Here is a 16978-nt window from a genome sequence, read left to right as displayed (position 1 = left end):
TTTCTCCTTCTTGTTGTTGGGAGGGGCCGCTTACGCGGCCTCCTCCTGCACGGTGGCGGGGACGGTTTCGGTCTTGCCGGTCAGAAAATCGGCGGCGCGTTGCGCGTATGACGCGGCGGTAAAAATCGCCCGCTTGTCGTTTTTCAGGGCCTTCAGCCAGCTCGCGATATAGGCGGCATGGTCGGGCCGTGGCTCCGGCGTCAAATCAAGGTCGGCGGACAGGAAGGCCGCGCCAAGCTCGGCGACAAGCTCCTCCATGGCGTAGCCTTCATCGCCAAACCGCTTGCGCCCGAATTCACGCGCCAGCCGTGACGGGTGCTTCGTCCAGTGCGTCAGCTCGTGCGCCAAGGTCGCGTAATAGCTCTCCGCGTCCCTGAACGCCTCGAAATGCGGCATCTGCACATGATCGGATGCGACGCTGTAAAAAGCCCGGTCCCCGCCATGCCTGACGGTCGCGCCGGTCGCGGCAAAAAACCGCTCGGCGCGGTCGATGCGCTGAACCGGATCAAGGCGCGGCTCCGCCGGTGCGAGGTACTGCGCGGGCAGTCCGTCGATCTGCTCGACGTTAAAAACCGTGTAGCCCTTCAAAAAGGGAATATCCCGCTCCGACTCCTCCCCGGTCGACTCGTCGGCCTCGGTGCGGCTGAAGGTAGAGGCATAAACAACAAGGCTCCCATGCTCGCCCTTGCGGACGGCTCCGCCAAGGCCAAGCGACTGTTTAAACGTCATCCAGATCGGGGCGGAATAGCCTTTCTCCATGGCCGCGCCCCACAACATCAGGACGTTGATTCCCTGATAGGGAACGCCGTTGCCGCGCAAGGGGCGGGTGATCCGGCCCGCCGCATGCTCGCCGCTCCACGGCTTCATCCATGGCCGGATTCCGGTTTCCAGACTGGCGACAATCTGGTTAGTGACACGCTGATAAATATCGGTTTTCATTGCCTTTTTCCTTCGTTGCTAAAAGGGTTGCGCATGCAACCCTGCTAGCCACGCGGCAATGAGCGGGGGATGGCCGTCAGGGCCGATTCTGCCGGAGGGGTCTCACCCACCCGGAGGGCGGCGCGGCCGTCTTGGCAGCCCGCCTCTTGGCGGGTGAAAGATGGGGAGACCGGCAGAAGCGCCCGCAGGGCCTGGCCTTGACGGCCTGGGGCGGCAGCCCCGCTTTCAAACGGGACAAAGCCAGCCGGAGGCTGTCGAATTCTTCTTGCTTTGCGTGATGGATCGTTACCCGAATGGGCGAAGACGCCGCTTCGCGGCTTCGGGCGCTCTTGCGCCTAGAGCCAGGTCCGAAGGACACGCCCCTACAGCGGGGTTCTGGTTATTGGGGTGGTGATATGATTTGAATCCATCAGTCGGGCAGAAGTCCGGGCAAAGCGCCCGATTTGAACGGACAGCAACCGCATCCGCGTCACCGGGGCGGGCATCCATTCAAAAGGAGGTCAGAATGGGCGAAGAGTCCGCAGACGATCCGGCGCTTGACCGGATGATGCGCGTGGTTCGGGCGTTGCGGGCCTTGGCCGCGCCGCCCGAAAGGCAGGTGATCGGGCTGGATTTTCACGATGTGAAAGAAGCCCTGAAAGGCGGCGGCGTGGCGGCCTTCGGAGAAGGAGAGGCGTCGGGGCGGGGCCGGGCGACAAGGGCGGCGGAACGCGCCCTTGCGGATTTGAAAGCCGGAAGGCGACGGTGAGGACGGCTGCCTGTAAAGAATTTCCCCAATGCTGGTTATCACGCTGGGGGGCTTACGCCGGGTAGGGTCATCCCATAAAGGCATGACCTTGCAACCCCGGCGGTACTGGAAGATTATGTATATTGTCGGACGTTAGCACGAGTTCGCGATCGAAATCCTCAGGAGCCGGAAATGGTCGATGAAAACTGGGCGCGCTTCGAACGAGAACGAGAACGGCAAAGGCGAGATCAGGCATTTAGGGAAAATGCTGAGCGAGCAGCACGAGAACAGCAAAGAGCCCACCGTGAAAGAACTGAAGCAGCCCGTAAACAATACTTGGAATGGAGTGACACCGAGGCAAAACTGACCAGAAATCTAAAGCAGCAAAAGCAAGAGCAGCAGAGATTATCCGACAACTTGTCGCGCCAAATTCAGGAAAAACGCCAAAATAAACAGAAGGATTATCTACCGATTGACACGCGATCCGCCGGTTCGTCCTGGAATTTTGGATGGTTGACGATCCTTGTCGGCGTAGTCGGGTTGTTCTATATGCTTCGCAATGCGTCACAATCGACTATTAATATAGTTATTGGTTGCGGTATTATTTTTGCTGTCGTTGTGGCAGTTAAGTGGATTGTAACTTGGCATCCAAGGTTCGTTTTATGCGTAATAATCGCTGGCATTTGGTATTACAACACTCATTGAGTTTATGATGTTTTAACAATGCTAACAACATTACTGTGGTACAAATTTGATCCGTGTCGCTGCCGGCAGCCCGGAAAGCGGCCGCCCGTCTTTTCAAGATCGGATTTCCGCGATGCGTTTTATATTTTCGCGTGGCTTCATAGCTGCGCGGCAGCCGGCTTGGAGATTTGTGGCTGTGTTGTAGATTGGAGTTCTTTGAGTTTTTGCTTCGCCTGCTTTTCAAGATCGCTACCGGGAGAGGCGTACTCCGCCACAAAGCTGTAGGCTTCAACGCGTGCCGCCGCGTCGGGGAGGCCGTCCGAATGCTTGAACATGCCAGCCATAGCCCGCTGTGCAAGCGCAGTGTCGGGAGAAGGACCGGACCTGTAGGCGGCAAACCTGTAGGCTTCCACGCGTGCCGTCGCGTCGGGCAGATCGTCTGCATTCTTCAAGAGGCCAATCACGGCCTGCCGCACAGGTGCGCTGTCGAGAGAGGAAAAGGCGGCGGCATTCTTGTAGGCTTCAACGCGTTCCTCCACGTCGGGTAAATCGTCCGCGTACTTCAAAATGCCAGACACGGACTGCTGTGCAAGCGCGCTTCCGAGAGGGACATTGAGAACAGCATCTGCATAGAAGTTCACGCGTTCCGTTGCGTCGAAGTTGCGGGGAGTGGCATAGGCGGACGCAAGCCTGTAGGCTTGTCTTAATTTAGTCTTTGCTATCTCTAATACGGAAATTTTCATAAATCCTCGCAGCCCGAATGTTGTTTCGATAAGTATACTATAATATATGCTTAAGTAATAGATTTTTTACTTAGCGTTTGTGCATCGACACCATCGGCACTGAACGATGGGAATCCGTACCGCTTAAAGCAGAACCCTTTTAAGCGGTCCGCTCTGACCTCATAAGTTATTGAAAATAAAAGGATTATACCGTTCTAAAGGGAGCACTTGGAATCCCAGCCATAAAAATTGGCTACGCCCGCGTCTCGACGGATGAACAGAACCTCGGCATGCAACCGCACGCGCTTGACGCGGCGGGCTGCGAGAGGGTGTTTCAGGATCAGGGGTTGTCCGGGAGCCGTGTCGGCGCGGCCCGTCCTGCTGACGGCGCTGGAGACGGTGCGGGAAGGCGATACCCTGGCGGTCTGGCGGATCGACCGGCTCGGGCGGTCGGCTCGGGCGGTCGGCGCTCCACCCGCTGCAAATCCTCGACGATCTCCGGTCGCGGAATATCGGCTTTCAGTCGGTCATGGACGGGATCGACACCAACACGGCGGCGGGCCGCATGGTGTTCTCGATGGTCGGGGCCATCGCCGAATTCGAGCGCAGCGTGATTTCGGAGCGGACCAAGGCGGGCATGGCGGCGGCGCAACGGCGCGGGCGGCATGTGGGCCGTCCGGCGAAACTCGGCGCCGACCAGCTCGATTATGCGCGGCGCATGCTTGTCGAAGGCGAAGGCGAAGGCGAAGGCAGAGCTGAAATCGCCCGCACGCTCGGCGTCGATCCATCGACGTTGCGGCGACGGCTGATGAAGGGGTGAGTCATGCTATCCCCTTCGCCATCAGCCTTCGCCAGGAAGGCTTCGGCATGACAAGAGGCTTCGGAGGGCAGGAGACGAAAGCTCTAGCTATAGCTTGGCATCAAGTGCTATACTAAATTTGTAGATTAATAAATTCGTATTTTCTGAAAGGGATTGCCAATGACCATCGTGAAGGTGCGCCGCGCCGCGCAAATCACCCTGCCTCTCGTCATCCGGGAAGCGGCCAGGCTGGAGGAAGGCGACTATCTGGAAGCCGAGGTCACGGAAAGCGGCGCGATCCTGCTGCGGCCCGTCAGCATCGCCGGACGCCGTGAACCAACCCCGGCGCAGGAAGCTGAAATCCTCGCCATCGTCGATGAAGAACGCAAAGCGTATGCCGCCGAGCGCCGTTCTTGATGCTTCGATCCTTGTCAGCGCGTTCCTGTTCCCCGAGAGCGTTCCGGGCCGGGTTCTGAAGCTGGCGGACCGGGGCATGTTTGCCATGCACCTGTCGCCTATCCTGCTTGTGGAAGCCCGGCGGTCCCTCCTCCGTGCGGGTCTGCGTGATGCCTACGGCCACAGCGAAGAGGACGCGATTGCATGGTGTGCCGAACTTCAGGAAATCGGCTCCATGCTTCGTGCGCCGCTGCCGGAGATCGGCGCGGTGTGCCGCGACCCCGACGACGACCATGTGCTTGCCGCCGCTCTCGCCGCGAAAGCCGACACGATTGTAACGGGCGACAAGGACTTGCTGGCGCTCGGTCAATACCGGACCGTGCGCATTCTCACCGCGCGGGTTTTCCTGACGGAACTTGTCCCGGATGCCACAAGAGATGAAAGCCGGTGAATGTCATCCGGTCTTGTCGAAGTCTTTTCGATCCGGCCGCCTCATCCATTCTGCGAATTCACGATAAGCGGCTTCCGCCCCGGCCTGATTCCCGCAGGCCATGCGTGATTTGATACGCACCTCCGCCTGAAACCGCATAATTTCCTCGTTCCCCTTCCTGACAAGCTTACGGCGACCGAGCATCATTATGGGGTCTGTTTCAGCTTCCAATCGCTCGCGGGCGGCAAGGCTGCGCCGCTCGATCCATGCCAGGGTCATCTAATGACCCTGGCAAAGCGGAGTCGGTGTGAATCCCCCGGTTTTTGACACCGGATTTATGCAACAAAATGCCTTTACGCTGCGGCAGGCGGAGCACCGCTTTCAATTTCGGCAAGGATCGCGCGTAATCGCTCTACATCCTTCACCAGAAAGCCCTTTGCACAGCCGAGGCAATAATGCTGTTTGTCGCCATCGGACTTGATGGTCAGGCGCTTCACACCCTTCGCGATGCGATGGCTATCGTTGTTCCGGCAGTTGTGAGAGCTGCCGGCAACCGTGATCTCCATGCTGACAATGAGGGATCTAGGGCGCGGCATCGCGAAGCTGCTCCTCGAATGCCTGCACGATTTCCGGAAGGGCCGTATGCGCCGTGTCCAGTTGTTCAAGCGTAAAATTCTGGCGATCGGCCGCAGCACCGCCGACGCGTTCGTTGACACGGCGATGCAGCTCTGAGGCCGTCCACACGAAATTACGCGTCCGCCGCCTCGGGTCGAGCGTTTTCCCTCCGGGTGCGATGCCGAGACGCCCAAGAATGCCGCCGCTCTCGTTCTGCACACGGTCGTTCAAAGAGCCGCGCCGGGCTTCCCTGCGATCCTGCCGTGTGGTCCGAAGACGCCGAATCTCTTGGGCTGCCTGATCCGGCGTAATTCCGAGGTCCGCAAGCTGCTGGAGGAGAGCTGCCGCCTGTGGATCTCCGATCGGGTCCATGTCGGCGGCGCGGACGCCCCTTTCTTCCAAGATTTCGACGGGCGCAAGCCCGCCTCCCCCACCCAGCTCGCGCTCCACTGTGTCGCCGGTGAAGTTAACGTCTTCCACTTCCGGAAGCAGATCGGCGAAGAACCCTTGGTCGGCCTCACTAAATTGCCGAAAATCGTTCCATCGGCGAGCGACATTCGCCCCAACATGGAAAACAACGACACCCTGATTAGTGGGATGGCCGGGTTGGTTTTGCTCGATCGCCCGCATGATGCGGCCGACGAACTGCACAAAAGGACTCAGGTTAGCGAAGATGCTCCCCACCATCGCAACCGCGAGGTAGCGGTGGTCGAAGCCCTCTCCAAGCATACGGGCCTGAACGATGACATCCAACTCGTGGTTTTCGAGCTGCTGGAACACACGGTCGTTCGCTTGGCCTTCACGCGAATGCACATAAGCGGCCCGAAGCCCGCGTGTCCGGAAGGCTTCAGTGATCTGGATGCAATGGTCGTAATTGACGGCGGACGCGATGATCTTGAGCCGTGGCTCCCTTGTCTCCTTGCGCAGACGCCGAAGCTCGCCGATCGACTGGTCCACTATCGAGCAGAGCGTTTGGTCAGACATGACAATGCCGCGGCGAAACTCCGCGTCACTTTCGCCGAGTCGCCTGACCTCGTCTGCGTCGATCAGGCGCTCTTGCCCATCAGCGCGATCCACATAGCGCAGTTCAGTTGGGCGCAGCATTTTCGCCCGAAGACGCTTCACATAGCCCGCCTCGATCGCTCGAAGAACCGGGAAACTGTAGATGATCTCTCCTTCCATTAACCCGCCGTCTGCGCGGCTGGGGGTGGCGCTGAAATTTACGATACGGGCGGAGGGAAAGCGCCTCTTTACCTGCTGCCAGCTTTCGGCGGTGTTGTGGTGCGCTTCATCGACCAGAATCAGATCGAAGAAATCCGCTTCAAGATCGTCCAGCCAACGGTTCTCGTTGCCGGCGATCTGCTGAATATTGGAAACCGAAAAGTCAGCGTGCCGGATGTCGTCAAGGTTCACGCGCCCGCTGGCGATGATCGTTGTCTCCGGAAGCTCCTGATCGCCTGAAATCACGCCGAAGCGATCGTAAAAGTTTGTGGCGCTGTTAGCCCTCAGGTCATTGCCGAGCTGACCTCGGATTCGTGTACCGGGCGCTATTATCAGCGCGCGCCGTGCGCCCATAGCAAAAGGCGTGATGGCGATTAGGCCGGACTTGCCGCAGCCTACAGGAAGGACAATTCCGACCTCGCGCGTGGCGTCGGCCTGCTGGAAATGATCTCTTATGCGGACCCAACCTTCGCGCTGCGGAATGCGGAGCTGCTGATTGTCGGCAACGGTGATTTCTTGGTCGAAAGACAATGTTATTGTCCTCTAGCCGCTCGGCGATTGCTGTGCATGGCAAGAGCCTCATGCGCACGCCGGCGGTGGTGGGTAAGGAATTGTTTGCTGCCGCCCCTCATGGAAGGAATGGCGAGGCGGAGATTCAATGGTGATGCGGGGCTATGGCTTCCGCCATTTGTCCGGTTTGCCGCGCCCGGTGTAGCGGACACGCTCGACCAATGGCGGCTTTCCTTGGTTCAGTTCCCTTGCCCGCTCAATGGCTTCCGCCTGGGTGGGGAGAACGTCGCTGGCCCTCTCCGAATTTGGTTTCCTGACGGCATAATCTCCTTGCGGACGCCGCTCCACAAACAATTGGTCCTTATCCATATTCCGGTCACTCCGCCGAGGTCATGCCGCACTACAAGTTGTAGTCGCGTCTGGAAGGTATGGCGCAATATGTGGGATTGCCTCTTAAACTTTGCAAGAGCGGCCCGGCCACTGGAAGCGCCGCCTCAATCCCCTCGCCTAAGGCCGGGGGTGCGGTGCGCGAAACCTTCCGCACTTGATCCAGTCGGCGGCCCTGATCATCCGGTCTCGTCGAAGTCTTTTCGATCCGGTCGCTTCATCCATTCTGAAAATTCACGATAGGCGGCTTCCGCCCCGGCCTGATTCCCGCAGGCGATGCGTGATTTGATCCGCACAATGGCCTGAAACCGCATAATTTCCTCGTTCCATTTTCTGACCAGCTTACGGCGGCCAAGCATCATTACGGGGTCTGTTTCAGCGTCCATTCGTTCGCGGGCGGCAAGGCAGCGCCGCTCGATCCATGCCGGGTCATCGAATGACCCTGTGCGGTTCAGCAATTCCACATTGATGCTGCAAACCTCGATTTCTTCCAGATAGTCACGGGCGACTTGCCCGGCGTCAGCATCACTCCAGCCCGCAGCTTTGAGTTCTGGAATACGCCTGTCCATGCCGCGCCGCGCCTCGGCTGCTTTTTGTTCCCAGTGTTCGGGCTTCGATGCCCAGTCCCATTCGGGCCGTAAACAAACGTCACGCCGCCACATGATTTGAAACCTTCCATGCGATCCGCCTTCGCCGCCCTCCTACGCCAAGGCTTCGGCGGACAGGAGGCTATGGCGGACAGGTCCAATCGGAGCGGAGAATCGTAATGGAAAGCGGAGTCGGTGTGAATCCCCTGCTCACTCCCGCTGGGGATCGGGACCGGCGGGACTGGCCGGCGGGGGGCACAAGCAGAGAAAGGGCCGCCAGCTGGCGGCCCTTTTCGGCGGTGTCTTACCACCACGATGTGTAATAGACCGTCAGGCCTTCCTGAATGGCGGCGCGCGCCTTGCCGATGAACGCCAGGTCACCGGCTGTTTCAGACCCGTCCGACTCGCCGAAAAAGAAGCCCTGCGTATCTGGCAGGCGGCTGTCTTTGAAGTCGGCTTCAAGGCGGTCGAGATCAGGCGTCGCAAGCACCATGCGGACGCAGTTGAAGGATTGAGCGGCGCCGCCCTTTTCGCGGTACAGCTTTTCCATCCAGCCATGCAGATCGGGGTGCTTTCGCCAGTAATGCAGCTCGCCGTGCGCATCGGCGTCAAAATCGACGTTCGAGGCAGGTTTTTCGGTGGTCGTCAGTGCGAACATATCCAGTCCCATCGGGATTCTCCTTCTTTCTGGAGGCCGCCACAGCGGGGCCTCGACGCGGCCCGGCCGAAGAGCCGCACAAGGCAGGGGGGCAAGAAGGCGAAGCCGGTCCTTTGTTGGGTTCCCTCCTTAAGGGTCGAAGAAAGGTCTTGCCGCCCTGACGCGGGTCTTCAGGGATCGCGCGCATTCGAGGCCCTCTGGCGGGCCTCATAAGTGGGAGAACACGCCGGGCGATTTCGCAGTGCTCGACGCCAAACGGTCCGCGCCGGTTTAAGCGGGGAACGCAGCTTCAATTCCTGATGGCTACCGATGATATGCGGGATGGAGCCGCATCTTCGTAGAAGCGCAACGCAGAGTCGGTGTGAATCCCCTGCTCACGACCGCTATGCGAATGACCAGTTTATGACCAGCAACGCGCCTTGAAGCCCAAACAGCAGCGTCAAAAATAGAAAGGAGAGCACACCGCAACGGAGCATTCAGAATGTCCTGGACTAAAATTATTCAGGGTGAAGAGCTGACACGCCTGCACGAACGACTGGATTTGCCGCCGCATTACACGATCCAGGAGGCATCCACCATGCAGGCTCCATTTTATCGAAATGGCGAACTGGTCAAAATGATCATCGACATGGACCTTGCGTTCATGGTCGCGGCCGGACCGGGCGATCTTTCTGCGCAGGAGTATTATCCGCTGACCGGGAAAAGCGCCGATATTCACGCGGCGAATGAGGCCGCCGGCCTCGCGCTCACGCGGGATAACGTGATTGCTTATGTCCGGTTTTTCACGACGTTCTTGCAGACTGATGCCGGCGAGTCCTTCGTGATCGTCGAGTCTCTGAATGGCTACAGGCTGGTCAATGAAGACAAGCCGGATCAGCGGATGCCCGAGGATATGCGTTTCGTTTGCATGGGCGAGACCGCTGACGGCGATGCCTTCGCCTTCAAGGGCTACATGGTTTATCAGGGCGTACTATTCGGCGTTTCGATGCGCGTGCAGAAGAACGGCTATGTCGAAATGCTCGACGACGATCCGATGGGATTTATCGTCCGGCTTCAATGACAGAACGCAAGCCCGCCCCGATCTCGACAGTGCCGGAACAAAAAAACCTGCCCACTCGGATCAACGGGGAATGCCGGGCGGGCGGCATCGCACCGGCGGGGGGACCCACAAGAGGTGGGCCAAAAGGAAAAGGCCGCCAAACGGCGGCCCGTCCCTCCTCCCGGTCAATATTCGCTCGGCAACAGGATGGTGTTGTTGATGAAATACAGGGTGATTTCCGCCAGCGGAAAATCGGTGAACTCGATCGCCTTGGTGAACACGACGCCGCCATTGCCGTCTTCGCAATTGAGCGTGGCGGTGTGATCGAGATTGACGGTGAGTTTCCAGCTCTGAAACTCCTCGGCTGCAATGAGCTTGTCGAAACGTTGCGCGAAGGCGATTTCATCGATCAGCCAATGGGCGCCGCCAGTCTCGGCGACGTATTTCACGCCGTCGGTGTAATGAATGTCGCGCACCATTGCGTGACGATACCATTGCTCGCTTCCGGTGAACTGGATCAGGTCGTCTCTGGTGAGTGTTTTCGTATCGGTCATGGTCGTTCTCCTTTGCTTGGCGAGCCGCGCGATTACGGCCTCGTGGGGCAAAAGGGACCGGGACCATTGGACGAGGGATCAAACGCCGCGCGTTAGCGCGCCGCCCTGCGGGGCGGAGCTGCACGAGCCCGGACTTGATCCGGGGGCGGAAGCGAGCCGCGTTGATCGGGAGGCGGGACCGGTCATATGTTCCCACATGAGAGGCCGTCTGCGTGACCGCCTAGGGAAGGACGCTGGGAACCGATAGAAGTGAGCCTTACGACGGGACTGTTCTGCAAAATAATCGAGGTCGCAAATTTTACCAGAATCCGACACGCCGGATTTATTCCAATTCGTGTGGAGGAGACGGCATCCGTTTCTGTGACCCAAATTCCTATAAGTTGAATATACTTGGTTTACATGGCGATTCGCTTTGCGAAGAAGTGGGGCTTGGAAGATTAAATGTTCTTGAACGATCAAGAGACCGCAACAGATCTCCTCTACTACGAGGCGATTGCCAAGACCGTGGTCAAGCTCATCCGCGAGTCCCCTGAAGCGCCTGTTACCATAGGGGTCCACGGAGACTGGGGCGCGGGAAAGTCCAGCGTCCTCAAGATGACCGAGGCCGCCTTCGCTGACGACAAGCGCGTGCTTTGCCTCTGGTTCAATGGCTGGACCTTCGAAGGCTTCGAGGATGCCAAGACAGTCGTCATCGAAACCATCGTCGATGAACTGCGCCGCGCTCGGCCGGCTTCAAGCAAGGTCGCGGAAGCCGCCCGCAAGGTATTGAAGCGGGTCGATTGGCTGAAACTCGCGCATAAGGCAGGCGGATTCGCTTTCACAGCGGCAACCGGCATTCCGACCTTCGATCAGGTCAAAAGCTTTTTCGATATGGCAACGGCCGTATTGGCCAAACCGCAGGATCATCTATCGCTCGAAGATATGAAGAGCGTGGCGGAACAGGCCGGCGATTTCATCAAGAGGGCTCCTGAGGATGCCGACCATCTTCCTGAACACATCCACGCTTTCCGGGAAGAGTTCAAGGAATTGCTGGACGCCGCCGATATCGACCAACTCGTAGTCATCGTCGACGATCTCGACCGCTGCCTTCCGCAGACGGCCATCGCGACCTTGGAAGCAATCAGGCTCTTCCTGTTCGTCGAACGCACCGCCTTTGTCATCGGCGCCGACGAGCTGATGATCGAATACGCCGTCCGCGAGCACTTTCCCGATCTGCCCCCTAGCTCCGGTCCCGTAAGCTACGCACGAAATTATCTCGAAAAGCTGATTCAGGTGCCGTTCCGTATCCCCGCTCTCGGTCTCGCCGAGACCCGCGTCTACGTCACCCTGCTTCTCGCCGAGAATGCGCTCGGCACAAGCGATAGGCGCTTCATCCAACTTCTTGGGGCGGCTCGGGAGGACATGAAGCGTCCCTGGAAGAGCCGGGGGCTCGATCGGAAAACGGTTGAGACGGCGATGGGCGGAACCGTGCCGCCCGAGATCGATCAGGCGCTCGTCCTTAGTGCTCACGTCACCAAGATCTTGAGCGAAGGGACCCGTGGCAATCCGAGACAGATCAAGCGGTTCCTCAACTCAATGATGCTCCGCCACGCGATCGCCGAGGAGCGCGGCTTCGGCGCCGAGATTCAGCGGCCGGTTCTGGCCAAGATCATGTTGGCCGAACGCTTCTATTCCGAGTTCTATGAGCAGATCGCTCGGCTGACCGCAGGCGCCAACGACGGCAAACCCGAGGCGGTTGCCCGTTTCGAAGACTATGTTCGCAATCCCGCCTTCGAAGATGACGACGACGATAAGCCGGTCGGCAAGGGCGCTCGGAAAGCACCGCGCCCCAAGGCAACACCATTGCCTGCAGAAGCCGAGGAATGGACGAAGAACGAATGGGCGAAGGGCTGGGCGGCAATCGACCCTCTGCTCGCGGGCGTCGATCTTCGCCCTTACGTCTTCGTTACGCGGGATAAACGCAGCTCCCTTGGCGGACTCGCCGCAGCCAGCCATCTTGAGGGTCTTGTTGAAAAGTTGATGGGTCCCCGCATGATGGCCCGGGGTGCCGGACAGGAGATCGCCAAGCTGACCGGCCCGGAACCGGAAGAGGTTTTCGACGCCATCCGTGGGCGCATATTGCAGGAAGATAGCTTTACAACAGAGCCGAAAGGCATTCAGGGGCTAATCGCGCTCGTCGCGGCACATCCGCCGCTCCAGCGCCGTCTGCTCGGGCTTGTTAGAGAACTGCCAACCGCGAAGGTTGGGGCTTGGGCTGCATCGAGTTTGGGAAATTGTTTCACCGAGACGAACACCGCTGCCGAATTTCAAGGCGTCCTGAACGGTTGGGCCGAGCAAACCGAGAACAAGGTTCTACAGACTGCAGCCCACGCAATCGCCTCGATGAAGAAGGCCTGACCGGATGGGAACGTCGAAGGGATATGGCGGCCCCGCAACCGGTCTCGTACCTTCCTGGGTCGATGACCCGGTGCCGGGCGTGGCCCCCGCCGGGCCAGCGCCAGCTCCCGGCGCCCCCAATCTAACTGCCCCCGCTCAACCCTTACCAGGCGCGCCGGCAGTCCCGCGCGCGCCAGACGTCTCTGGCGCGGGTAGATTGGGAGGCGCGCGCGGTAGCTTCTCTCGGTTCGCCAGAACGAGCAGTCGGAGTGCCTTGGGCAGCGCCCTATCTAACTATGTGCGCAACGGGACCGGCGGAGCACGACGCGCAGCGCGGCGCATGGGGGCTTCCCGCGCAACGGGCGCGCGCCTCCTCGGGGTCGTCCGTGATGTCCAACGCTTCGGCGCGGCAGAAGCGCTGCGTCAGCTCAACCTGCCGGGGCTCGCTGGACGGCCAGCGGCAGACGTCTTCATGGCACTCCTGGAGTTCGTATGTCCGCCGGGCGGTGCGATAGACGAAGCGATCGCCCGGCAGGCAATGCTGGAAACGATCGGCGATCTCGCAGAGTCGGGGGTCGGCGACTTCGGCACTATGACGCCGGACCAGATGCAGGAGTTCTTTCTCGATTTCATTGCTCGTTCGATCGAAGGCCGCGTCGTGGCGGACCTGGGTGGACGTGGCGTGACTCTTCCTGATGATGTCGCTGCCGTCGAAAGCGCACAGCAGCAGCTCCATGACTTCGTGACTGGATGCACCCGCGGGGAACTTTCCGACCGATTGGACGGCGTCGATCGATTGAGCGACCGCAACATCGAGCGGGTCGTCGATCAAATCTATGAAGCGGCGTTCGAACTCGTCGCGGCCGCAGGGGAGGCAGCGAAATGAGACACCACAGCATCGTCTGCCGCCTCGGCGTAGGAGACACAGCACCAGTGAGGCCGGCGCGTTTCGACAGTCATGTCACCGAGATTCACTTCGTCGACGGTGACCATAGGCTCGGATTCGGCCTCGGACAAGCTCTCGATCAGCTTGGGGAACTCGGCCTTCGCCCTTCGGAACGAGCGGTTGATCTGGCCCTGCTTGCGGCCGTTCTCACCGCCGCTGATACCCGCGTATCACGAAAGACTGAATCTCAGGATTCCTGGACGCGAGAGATCGATCTACACATCCCGGTAGCAGATCCCGCAATCTGGGAGGATCTGGTTCCGCTGCTCCGACGAATGCTCGACTTCCTCACCGGCGATCGTTGGGGGCTATATTTCCGGCCAAGGATCGCCGGCCTGTCACTGCTGGTGACGCTGCCGAAGAAACTTCGCACCGCGAACCCGACGGGGGTCTGCTTGTTCTCGGGCGGTCTTGACAGCTTTATCGGGGCAATCGACCTTTTCGCTGCTGGCGCGAAACCGATGCTTGTCAGTCATTATTGGGACGGCATCACCAGCAAGCATCAGAAGTACTGCGGCGGAGTCTTGAAGCGACATTTTCCCGGAATTGAATTCAATCATATCAGGGCGCGTGTCGGCTTCCCAAACGACACCGTTGAAGATTCACCGTCTGAGAATACACTGCGGGCTCGGTCTTTCCTGTTTTTCGCCTTGGCTGCGCTCGCCGCCGACGCCATCGGTGGCGACGTCGTCATCCACGTTCCGGAGAATGGTCTGATCTCACTTAACGTACCGCTTGATTCGCTCCGATTGGGTGCGCTGAGCACTCGCACAACCCATCCCTATTACATGGCGAGATTTGACGATCTGCTGCGGGGCCTCAAAATAAGCGCCCGCGTCGACAACGCCTATCGGCATCAGACGAAGGGTGCGATGGCCAAGGGATGCGCTGATCTGGCATTTCTCCGCAAGCAAGCGCGCAACACCATGTCTTGCTCGGCGCCGGCGAAGACTCGATATGCCAAGGAGGAAGACCAGCGCCAACCCAAGCATTGCGGGTATTGCGTGCCCTGCCTGATCCGCCGGGCGGCGATGTTGGAAGGCCTGGGCTCGGATGACACGCCCTATCAGATCCCTGACCTCCATGCCCGTGTGCTGGACTCTAACAAAGCTGAAGGCGAACACATCCGGTCCTTTCAATTGGCGCTGTCCCGTCTTGCCAAAAAACCGGGCCGCGCCAGATTCGACATCCATAGGCCGGGCCCGCTCGGCGACTACCCCGGCGATTTAGGCGCCTACGAGACGGTCTACGCTGAGGGGCTGCGCGAGGTAGGTCGCTTGATTGCCGGCGTCAGGGTCAAACCCCTGTGACCGATCCTGCTCCGACACGCCCGAAGTGGGTCGATCTCCATTGCCATCTTGATCTTTATCAAGATCACGCTGCATTGATCGCGGAATGCGACCAAGACGCGGTCGCGACACTGACGGTTACCACTACCCCTAAAGCCTGGCCCCGCAATCGGGACATGGCAGCATCTTCCAAGCACGTCCGGGTGGCCCTTGGCTTACATCCCCAACTCGTCGCTGAACGTGCAGGCGAGCTTCCGCTGTTCTATCACCACCTCGCCGAAACCCGCTACGTCGGTGAGGTCGGGCTTGATGCCGGACCGCGCTTCTACAAGAGCTTCGAGGCTCAGGAGCGAGTCTTCGAGTCTGTCTTACGCGCTTGTGCAGAACAGGGCGGAAAAATCCTGACCATCCATAGTGTCCGCGCCGTCTCCAAGGTGCTGGCCCATATCGAGCGGAGCCTGCCGGGCGGTAGCGGTCGCCCAGTCCTGCATTGGTTTACAGGTACACCCGCCGAGGCACGTCGCGCCGTTGACCTCGGCTGCTATTTTTCTATAAATGTCGAAATGCTGCGATCTCCCAAGCACAGAGCGATGGTCGCCGGGCTGCCGGGCGACCGACTCCTGACTGAAACCGACGGTCCGTTCGTCGAAATTGATGGACGGCCAGTGAGGCCATCCGATGTGAAGCAGACTGTGATTGAACTCGCATCTCTGCGGCAAAATTCGACCGAAGTAATGGCGCGCCAGATTATATCGAACCTCGCGACTCTCGTTGGGCCTTAGTGTTTGATTGCGACGGCTGATGCAACCTTGCCTGACAGCCAGATTGGCGTTCCCATGAAGCAGACTAAAAAAACCGGGCCGCCCGAAGGCGGCCCCGGACCGGACGGCGCTAGCTTTGCAGCCCGATGAGATACGCTGCTGCCTCGGAGGCCTTGGACGCGGCGGTGAAGATCGCCTTCTTGTCTTCCTTCATCACGGTCAGCCAATGAGCGAGATATTGCGCATGATCGGCGCGGGGCTCGTCGCTGATCTGAAGATCGGCACAGAGGAAGGCGGCGCCCAGCTCCGCGACAAGCTCCTCCATCGCATAGGCATGATCGCCGAAGCGTTTTCCAAGTCGGCGATTGCAGCGGGGTTCGGCCGAAGTCCAGTGCGTGAGTTCATGCAGTAGCGTGGAATAATATGATTCCGCAGGCGAGCTGGTCGGCGACCCGATGAAAGCTTCGCGCGGGGGAAGCTGGATGCTGTCCGTCGATGGACGATAGAAGGCGCGGGTTCCGCCGTGGTCGATCCGCGCGCCGGTCGCGGCAACGAAGGCCTCGGCCTGCTCGATCGGAGTCATTGTGATGACTGGCGGCGCGTCGATCGCTGGCGGCTGATAGCCGTCCACCTGCTCGACGGCGAAGACCGGCGTGGCGCGGGCAAACAGGCGGGTTTCAGTCTCGGCCTCGCCCGTATTGGGGGCGATCTCAAGCTCCTTGTAGAAGACGACATAGGCGGCTTTCTCGCCCTTGCGGACCTGGGCGCCGGCCTCGGCCCATTGGCGGTAAGTGCCCCATGTGCCGGAACTGAAGCCGGATGCTTCGGCATAGGCCCAGAGGGCGACGACGTTGACGCCGCGATAGGCTTTCTTCGAGGCGATGTTGACCGGGCGCATGATGTTGCCCGTGCCGCGATGCCAGGGAAGGCGAAACTCTCCGGCGCCGCGCTCGATGGCGCTGACGATCTTGTCGGTGATGTGCTGGTGAATGTCGAAGCGTTCTTTTGTCATGGTCGTTCCCCTTTGCTTGCGGGCCGCGCGATTGCGGCCTCGTGGGGCAAAAGGGACCGGGACCATTGGGTGAGGGATCAAACGCCGCGCGTCAGCGCGCCGCGATGCGGGGCGGAGCTGCACAAGCCCGAAGGGTGCGGAAGCGAGCCGCGTTGATCCGGAGGCGGGACCGGTCACCCGTCCCACCTGAGAGGCCGTCTGGGAGGCCCGCTTAGGGGAACGATTCAGGAAATGGGTGCGGATTATATTCAGCAGCCGTTTTCAAAAATTTTCTGCCACGAGCAAAACCGGCTGGCGAGGTCGGACTTCCGACACTCTAGAACGAA

20 protein-coding genes and 1 pseudogene are annotated in these 16978 nt (G+C 59.7%); 11 read left to right on the top strand and 10 right to left on the bottom strand.

Annotated features, from left to right (window positions below):
• Positions 1-30: 30 nt before the first annotated feature.
• Complete coding sequence (locus DL86_RS03390; protein WP_036258259.1) at positions 31-939, bottom strand: ArdC family protein; 909 nt, start codon at positions 937-939, stop codon at positions 31-33.
• A 505-nt stretch (positions 940-1444) separates the two neighbouring features.
• Between DL86_RS03390 and DL86_RS03385 the strand changes: the two genes are divergently transcribed.
• Together DL86_RS03385 and DL86_RS19630 are read left to right on the top strand one after the other, a co-directional pair.
• Positions 1445-1687: a hypothetical protein gene (locus DL86_RS03385; RefSeq protein ID WP_036258257.1), complete on the top strand. Its 243-nt coding sequence runs from the start codon at positions 1445-1447 to the stop codon at positions 1685-1687.
• A 171-nt stretch (positions 1688-1858) separates the two neighbouring features.
• Complete coding sequence (locus tag DL86_RS19630; RefSeq protein WP_156964451.1) at positions 1859-2371, top strand: CCDC34 family protein; 513 nt, start codon at positions 1859-1861, stop codon at positions 2369-2371.
• A gap of 137 nt (positions 2372-2508) precedes the next feature.
• Here DL86_RS19630 and DL86_RS03380 read toward each other — a convergent pair whose 3' ends face one another.
• On the bottom strand, positions 2509-3093 hold the full coding sequence (locus DL86_RS03380) for a hypothetical protein (RefSeq protein ID WP_036258256.1): 585 nt from the start codon (positions 3091-3093) through the stop codon (positions 2509-2511).
• A gap of 269 nt (positions 3094-3362) precedes the next feature.
• Here DL86_RS03380 and DL86_RS20785 point away from each other — a divergent pair.
• The 4 genes and pseudogenes from DL86_RS20785 to DL86_RS03365 form a co-directional block, all read left to right on the top strand.
• Positions 3363-3474 (top strand): annotated as a pseudogene (locus DL86_RS20785) (hypothetical protein); the annotation flags it as partial.
• A 127-nt stretch (positions 3475-3601) separates the two neighbouring features.
• Complete coding sequence (locus DL86_RS20685; RefSeq protein ID WP_425348892.1) at positions 3602-3892, top strand: recombinase family protein; 291 nt, start codon at positions 3602-3604, stop codon at positions 3890-3892.
• A gap of 159 nt (positions 3893-4051) precedes the next feature.
• Positions 4052-4288 carry an AbrB/MazE/SpoVT family DNA-binding domain-containing protein gene (locus DL86_RS03370; RefSeq protein ID WP_036258254.1) on the top strand — a complete coding sequence of 79 codons (237 nt, stop codon included), beginning with the start codon at positions 4052-4054 and terminating at the stop codon, positions 4286-4288.
• The gene (locus DL86_RS03365) at positions 4266-4718 is read left to right on the top strand and encodes a putative toxin-antitoxin system toxin component, PIN family (RefSeq protein WP_036258251.1); all 453 of its coding nucleotides are present in this window, start codon (positions 4266-4268) and stop codon (positions 4716-4718) included. The genes DL86_RS03370 and DL86_RS03365 overlap by 23 nt, the downstream gene beginning before the upstream one ends.
• A gap of 3 nt (positions 4719-4721) precedes the next feature.
• Here the strand turns inward: DL86_RS03365 and DL86_RS03360 are convergent, their stop codons facing one another.
• The 6 genes from DL86_RS03360 to DL86_RS03335 all read right to left on the bottom strand — a co-directional run bounded on the left by DL86_RS03360 (position 4722) and on the right by DL86_RS03335 (position 8687).
• A complete protein-coding gene (locus DL86_RS03360) occupies positions 4722-4976 on the bottom strand; it encodes a hypothetical protein (RefSeq protein ID WP_036258249.1) in 255 nt (84 codons plus the stop codon).
• A gap of 74 nt (positions 4977-5050) precedes the next feature.
• Positions 5051-5293 carry a hypothetical protein gene (locus DL86_RS03355; RefSeq protein WP_036258247.1) on the bottom strand — a complete coding sequence of 81 codons (243 nt, stop codon included), beginning with the start codon at positions 5291-5293 and terminating at the stop codon, positions 5051-5053.
• Positions 5280-7064, bottom strand: coding sequence for a DEAD/DEAH box helicase (locus DL86_RS03350; protein ID WP_036258245.1), 1785 nt, complete (start codon positions 7062-7064; stop codon positions 5280-5282). The genes DL86_RS03355 and DL86_RS03350 overlap by 14 nt, the downstream gene beginning before the upstream one ends.
• Positions 7065-7205: 141 nt before the next feature.
• The gene (locus DL86_RS03345) at positions 7206-7412 is read right to left on the bottom strand and encodes a DUF2188 domain-containing protein (RefSeq protein ID WP_036258243.1); all 207 of its coding nucleotides are present in this window, start codon (positions 7410-7412) and stop codon (positions 7206-7208) included.
• Positions 7413-7609: 197 nt separating this feature from the next.
• A complete protein-coding gene (locus DL86_RS03340) occupies positions 7610-8092 on the bottom strand; it encodes a hypothetical protein (protein ID WP_036258242.1) in 483 nt (160 codons plus the stop codon).
• A gap of 229 nt (positions 8093-8321) precedes the next feature.
• Positions 8322-8687 carry a hypothetical protein gene (locus tag DL86_RS03335; RefSeq protein WP_036258240.1) on the bottom strand — a complete coding sequence of 122 codons (366 nt, stop codon included), beginning with the start codon at positions 8685-8687 and terminating at the stop codon, positions 8322-8324.
• Between the two features lie 469 nt (positions 8688-9156).
• On the opposite strand from DL86_RS03335, the gene DL86_RS03330 reads away from it, so the two are divergent.
• Positions 9157-9735, top strand: coding sequence for a hypothetical protein (locus DL86_RS03330; RefSeq protein ID WP_156964449.1), 579 nt, complete (start codon positions 9157-9159; stop codon positions 9733-9735).
• A 164-nt stretch (positions 9736-9899) separates the two neighbouring features.
• Here DL86_RS03330 and DL86_RS03325 read toward each other — a convergent pair whose 3' ends face one another.
• Positions 9900-10268, bottom strand: a complete 369-nt coding sequence (locus DL86_RS03325; protein WP_084572691.1) for a DUF6876 family protein — start codon at positions 10266-10268, stop codon at positions 9900-9902.
• Between the two features lie 441 nt (positions 10269-10709).
• Here DL86_RS03325 and qatA point away from each other — a divergent pair, with 441 nt between their 5' ends.
• From qatA to qatD, 4 genes are read left to right on the top strand one after another with little or no spacing between them, the layout of a single operon-like run.
• Positions 10710-12665: a Qat anti-phage system ATPase QatA gene (gene qatA, locus DL86_RS03320; RefSeq protein ID WP_036258236.1), complete on the top strand. Its 1956-nt coding sequence runs from the start codon at positions 10710-10712 to the stop codon at positions 12663-12665.
• 4 nt (positions 12666-12669) lie between these two features.
• A complete protein-coding gene (gene qatB, locus DL86_RS20735) occupies positions 12670-13530 on the top strand; it encodes a Qat anti-phage system associated protein QatB (protein WP_342585843.1) in 861 nt (286 codons plus the stop codon).
• A complete protein-coding gene (gene qatC / locus DL86_RS03310; protein WP_036258233.1) occupies positions 13527-14900 on the top strand; it encodes a Qat anti-phage system QueC-like protein QatC in 1374 nt (457 codons plus the stop codon). The genes qatB and qatC overlap by 4 nt, the downstream gene beginning before the upstream one ends.
• Positions 14897-15661, top strand: coding sequence for a Qat anti-phage system TatD family nuclease QatD (gene qatD, locus DL86_RS03305; protein WP_036258231.1), 765 nt, complete (start codon positions 14897-14899; stop codon positions 15659-15661). Before qatC ends, qatD begins: the two co-directional genes overlap by 4 nt.
• 109 nt (positions 15662-15770) lie before the next feature.
• On the opposite strand, the gene DL86_RS03300 is transcribed toward qatD, so the two are convergent.
• Positions 15771-16652: an ArdC family protein gene (locus DL86_RS03300; RefSeq protein ID WP_036258229.1), complete on the bottom strand. Its 882-nt coding sequence runs from the start codon at positions 16650-16652 to the stop codon at positions 15771-15773.
• Positions 16653-16978 lie beyond the last annotated feature (326 nt).

The sequence above is a fragment of the Methylocapsa aurea genome, assembly GCF_000746085.1.
In the GTDB taxonomy this organism is placed as follows: Bacteria; Pseudomonadota; Alphaproteobacteria; order Rhizobiales; family Beijerinckiaceae; genus Methylocapsa; species Methylocapsa aurea.
The sequence above is the reverse complement of the archived record's forward strand: the minus strand, read 5'-3'. Positions and strand labels throughout refer to the sequence as shown.

Excerpts from the sequence above, each read along its gene's own strand:
- DL86_RS03390 (WP_036258259.1), bottom strand. The coding sequence starts at position 939 with ATGAAAACCGATATTTATCAGCGTGTCACTAACCAGATTGTCGCCAGT.
- DL86_RS03385 (WP_036258257.1), top strand. The coding sequence starts at position 1,445 with ATGGGCGAAGAGTCCGCAGACGATCCGGCGCTTGACCGGATGATGCGC.
- DL86_RS19630 (WP_156964451.1), top strand. The coding sequence starts at position 1,859 with ATGGTCGATGAAAACTGGGCGCGCTTCGAACGAGAACGAGAACGGCAA.
- DL86_RS03380 (WP_036258256.1), bottom strand. The coding sequence starts at position 3,093 with ATGAAAATTTCCGTATTAGAGATAGCAAAGACTAAATTAAGACAAGCC.
- DL86_RS20685 (WP_425348892.1), top strand. The coding sequence starts at position 3,602 with ATGGACGGGATCGACACCAACACGGCGGCGGGCCGCATGGTGTTCTCG.
- DL86_RS03370 (WP_036258254.1), top strand. The coding sequence starts at position 4,052 with ATGACCATCGTGAAGGTGCGCCGCGCCGCGCAAATCACCCTGCCTCTC.
- DL86_RS03365 (WP_036258251.1), top strand. The coding sequence starts at position 4,266 with ATGCCGCCGAGCGCCGTTCTTGATGCTTCGATCCTTGTCAGCGCGTTC.
- DL86_RS03360 (WP_036258249.1), bottom strand. The coding sequence starts at position 4,976 with ATGACCCTGGCATGGATCGAGCGGCGCAGCCTTGCCGCCCGCGAGCGA.
- DL86_RS03355 (WP_036258247.1), bottom strand. The coding sequence starts at position 5,293 with ATGCCGCGCCCTAGATCCCTCATTGTCAGCATGGAGATCACGGTTGCC.
- DL86_RS03345 (WP_036258243.1), bottom strand. The coding sequence starts at position 7,412 with ATGGATAAGGACCAATTGTTTGTGGAGCGGCGTCCGCAAGGAGATTAT.
- DL86_RS03340 (WP_036258242.1), bottom strand. The coding sequence starts at position 8,092 with ATGTGGCGGCGTGACGTTTGTTTACGGCCCGAATGGGACTGGGCATCG.
- DL86_RS03335 (WP_036258240.1), bottom strand. The coding sequence starts at position 8,687 with ATGGGACTGGATATGTTCGCACTGACGACCACCGAAAAACCTGCCTCG.
- DL86_RS03330 (WP_156964449.1), top strand. The coding sequence starts at position 9,157 with ATGTCCTGGACTAAAATTATTCAGGGTGAAGAGCTGACACGCCTGCAC.
- DL86_RS03325 (WP_084572691.1), bottom strand. The coding sequence starts at position 10,268 with ATGACCGATACGAAAACACTCACCAGAGACGACCTGATCCAGTTCACC.
- qatA (WP_036258236.1), top strand. The coding sequence starts at position 10,710 with ATGTTCTTGAACGATCAAGAGACCGCAACAGATCTCCTCTACTACGAG.
- qatB (WP_342585843.1), top strand. The coding sequence starts at position 12,670 with ATGGGAACGTCGAAGGGATATGGCGGCCCCGCAACCGGTCTCGTACCT.
- qatC (WP_036258233.1), top strand. The coding sequence starts at position 13,527 with ATGAGACACCACAGCATCGTCTGCCGCCTCGGCGTAGGAGACACAGCA.
- DL86_RS03300 (WP_036258229.1), bottom strand. The coding sequence starts at position 16,652 with ATGACAAAAGAACGCTTCGACATTCACCAGCACATCACCGACAAGATC.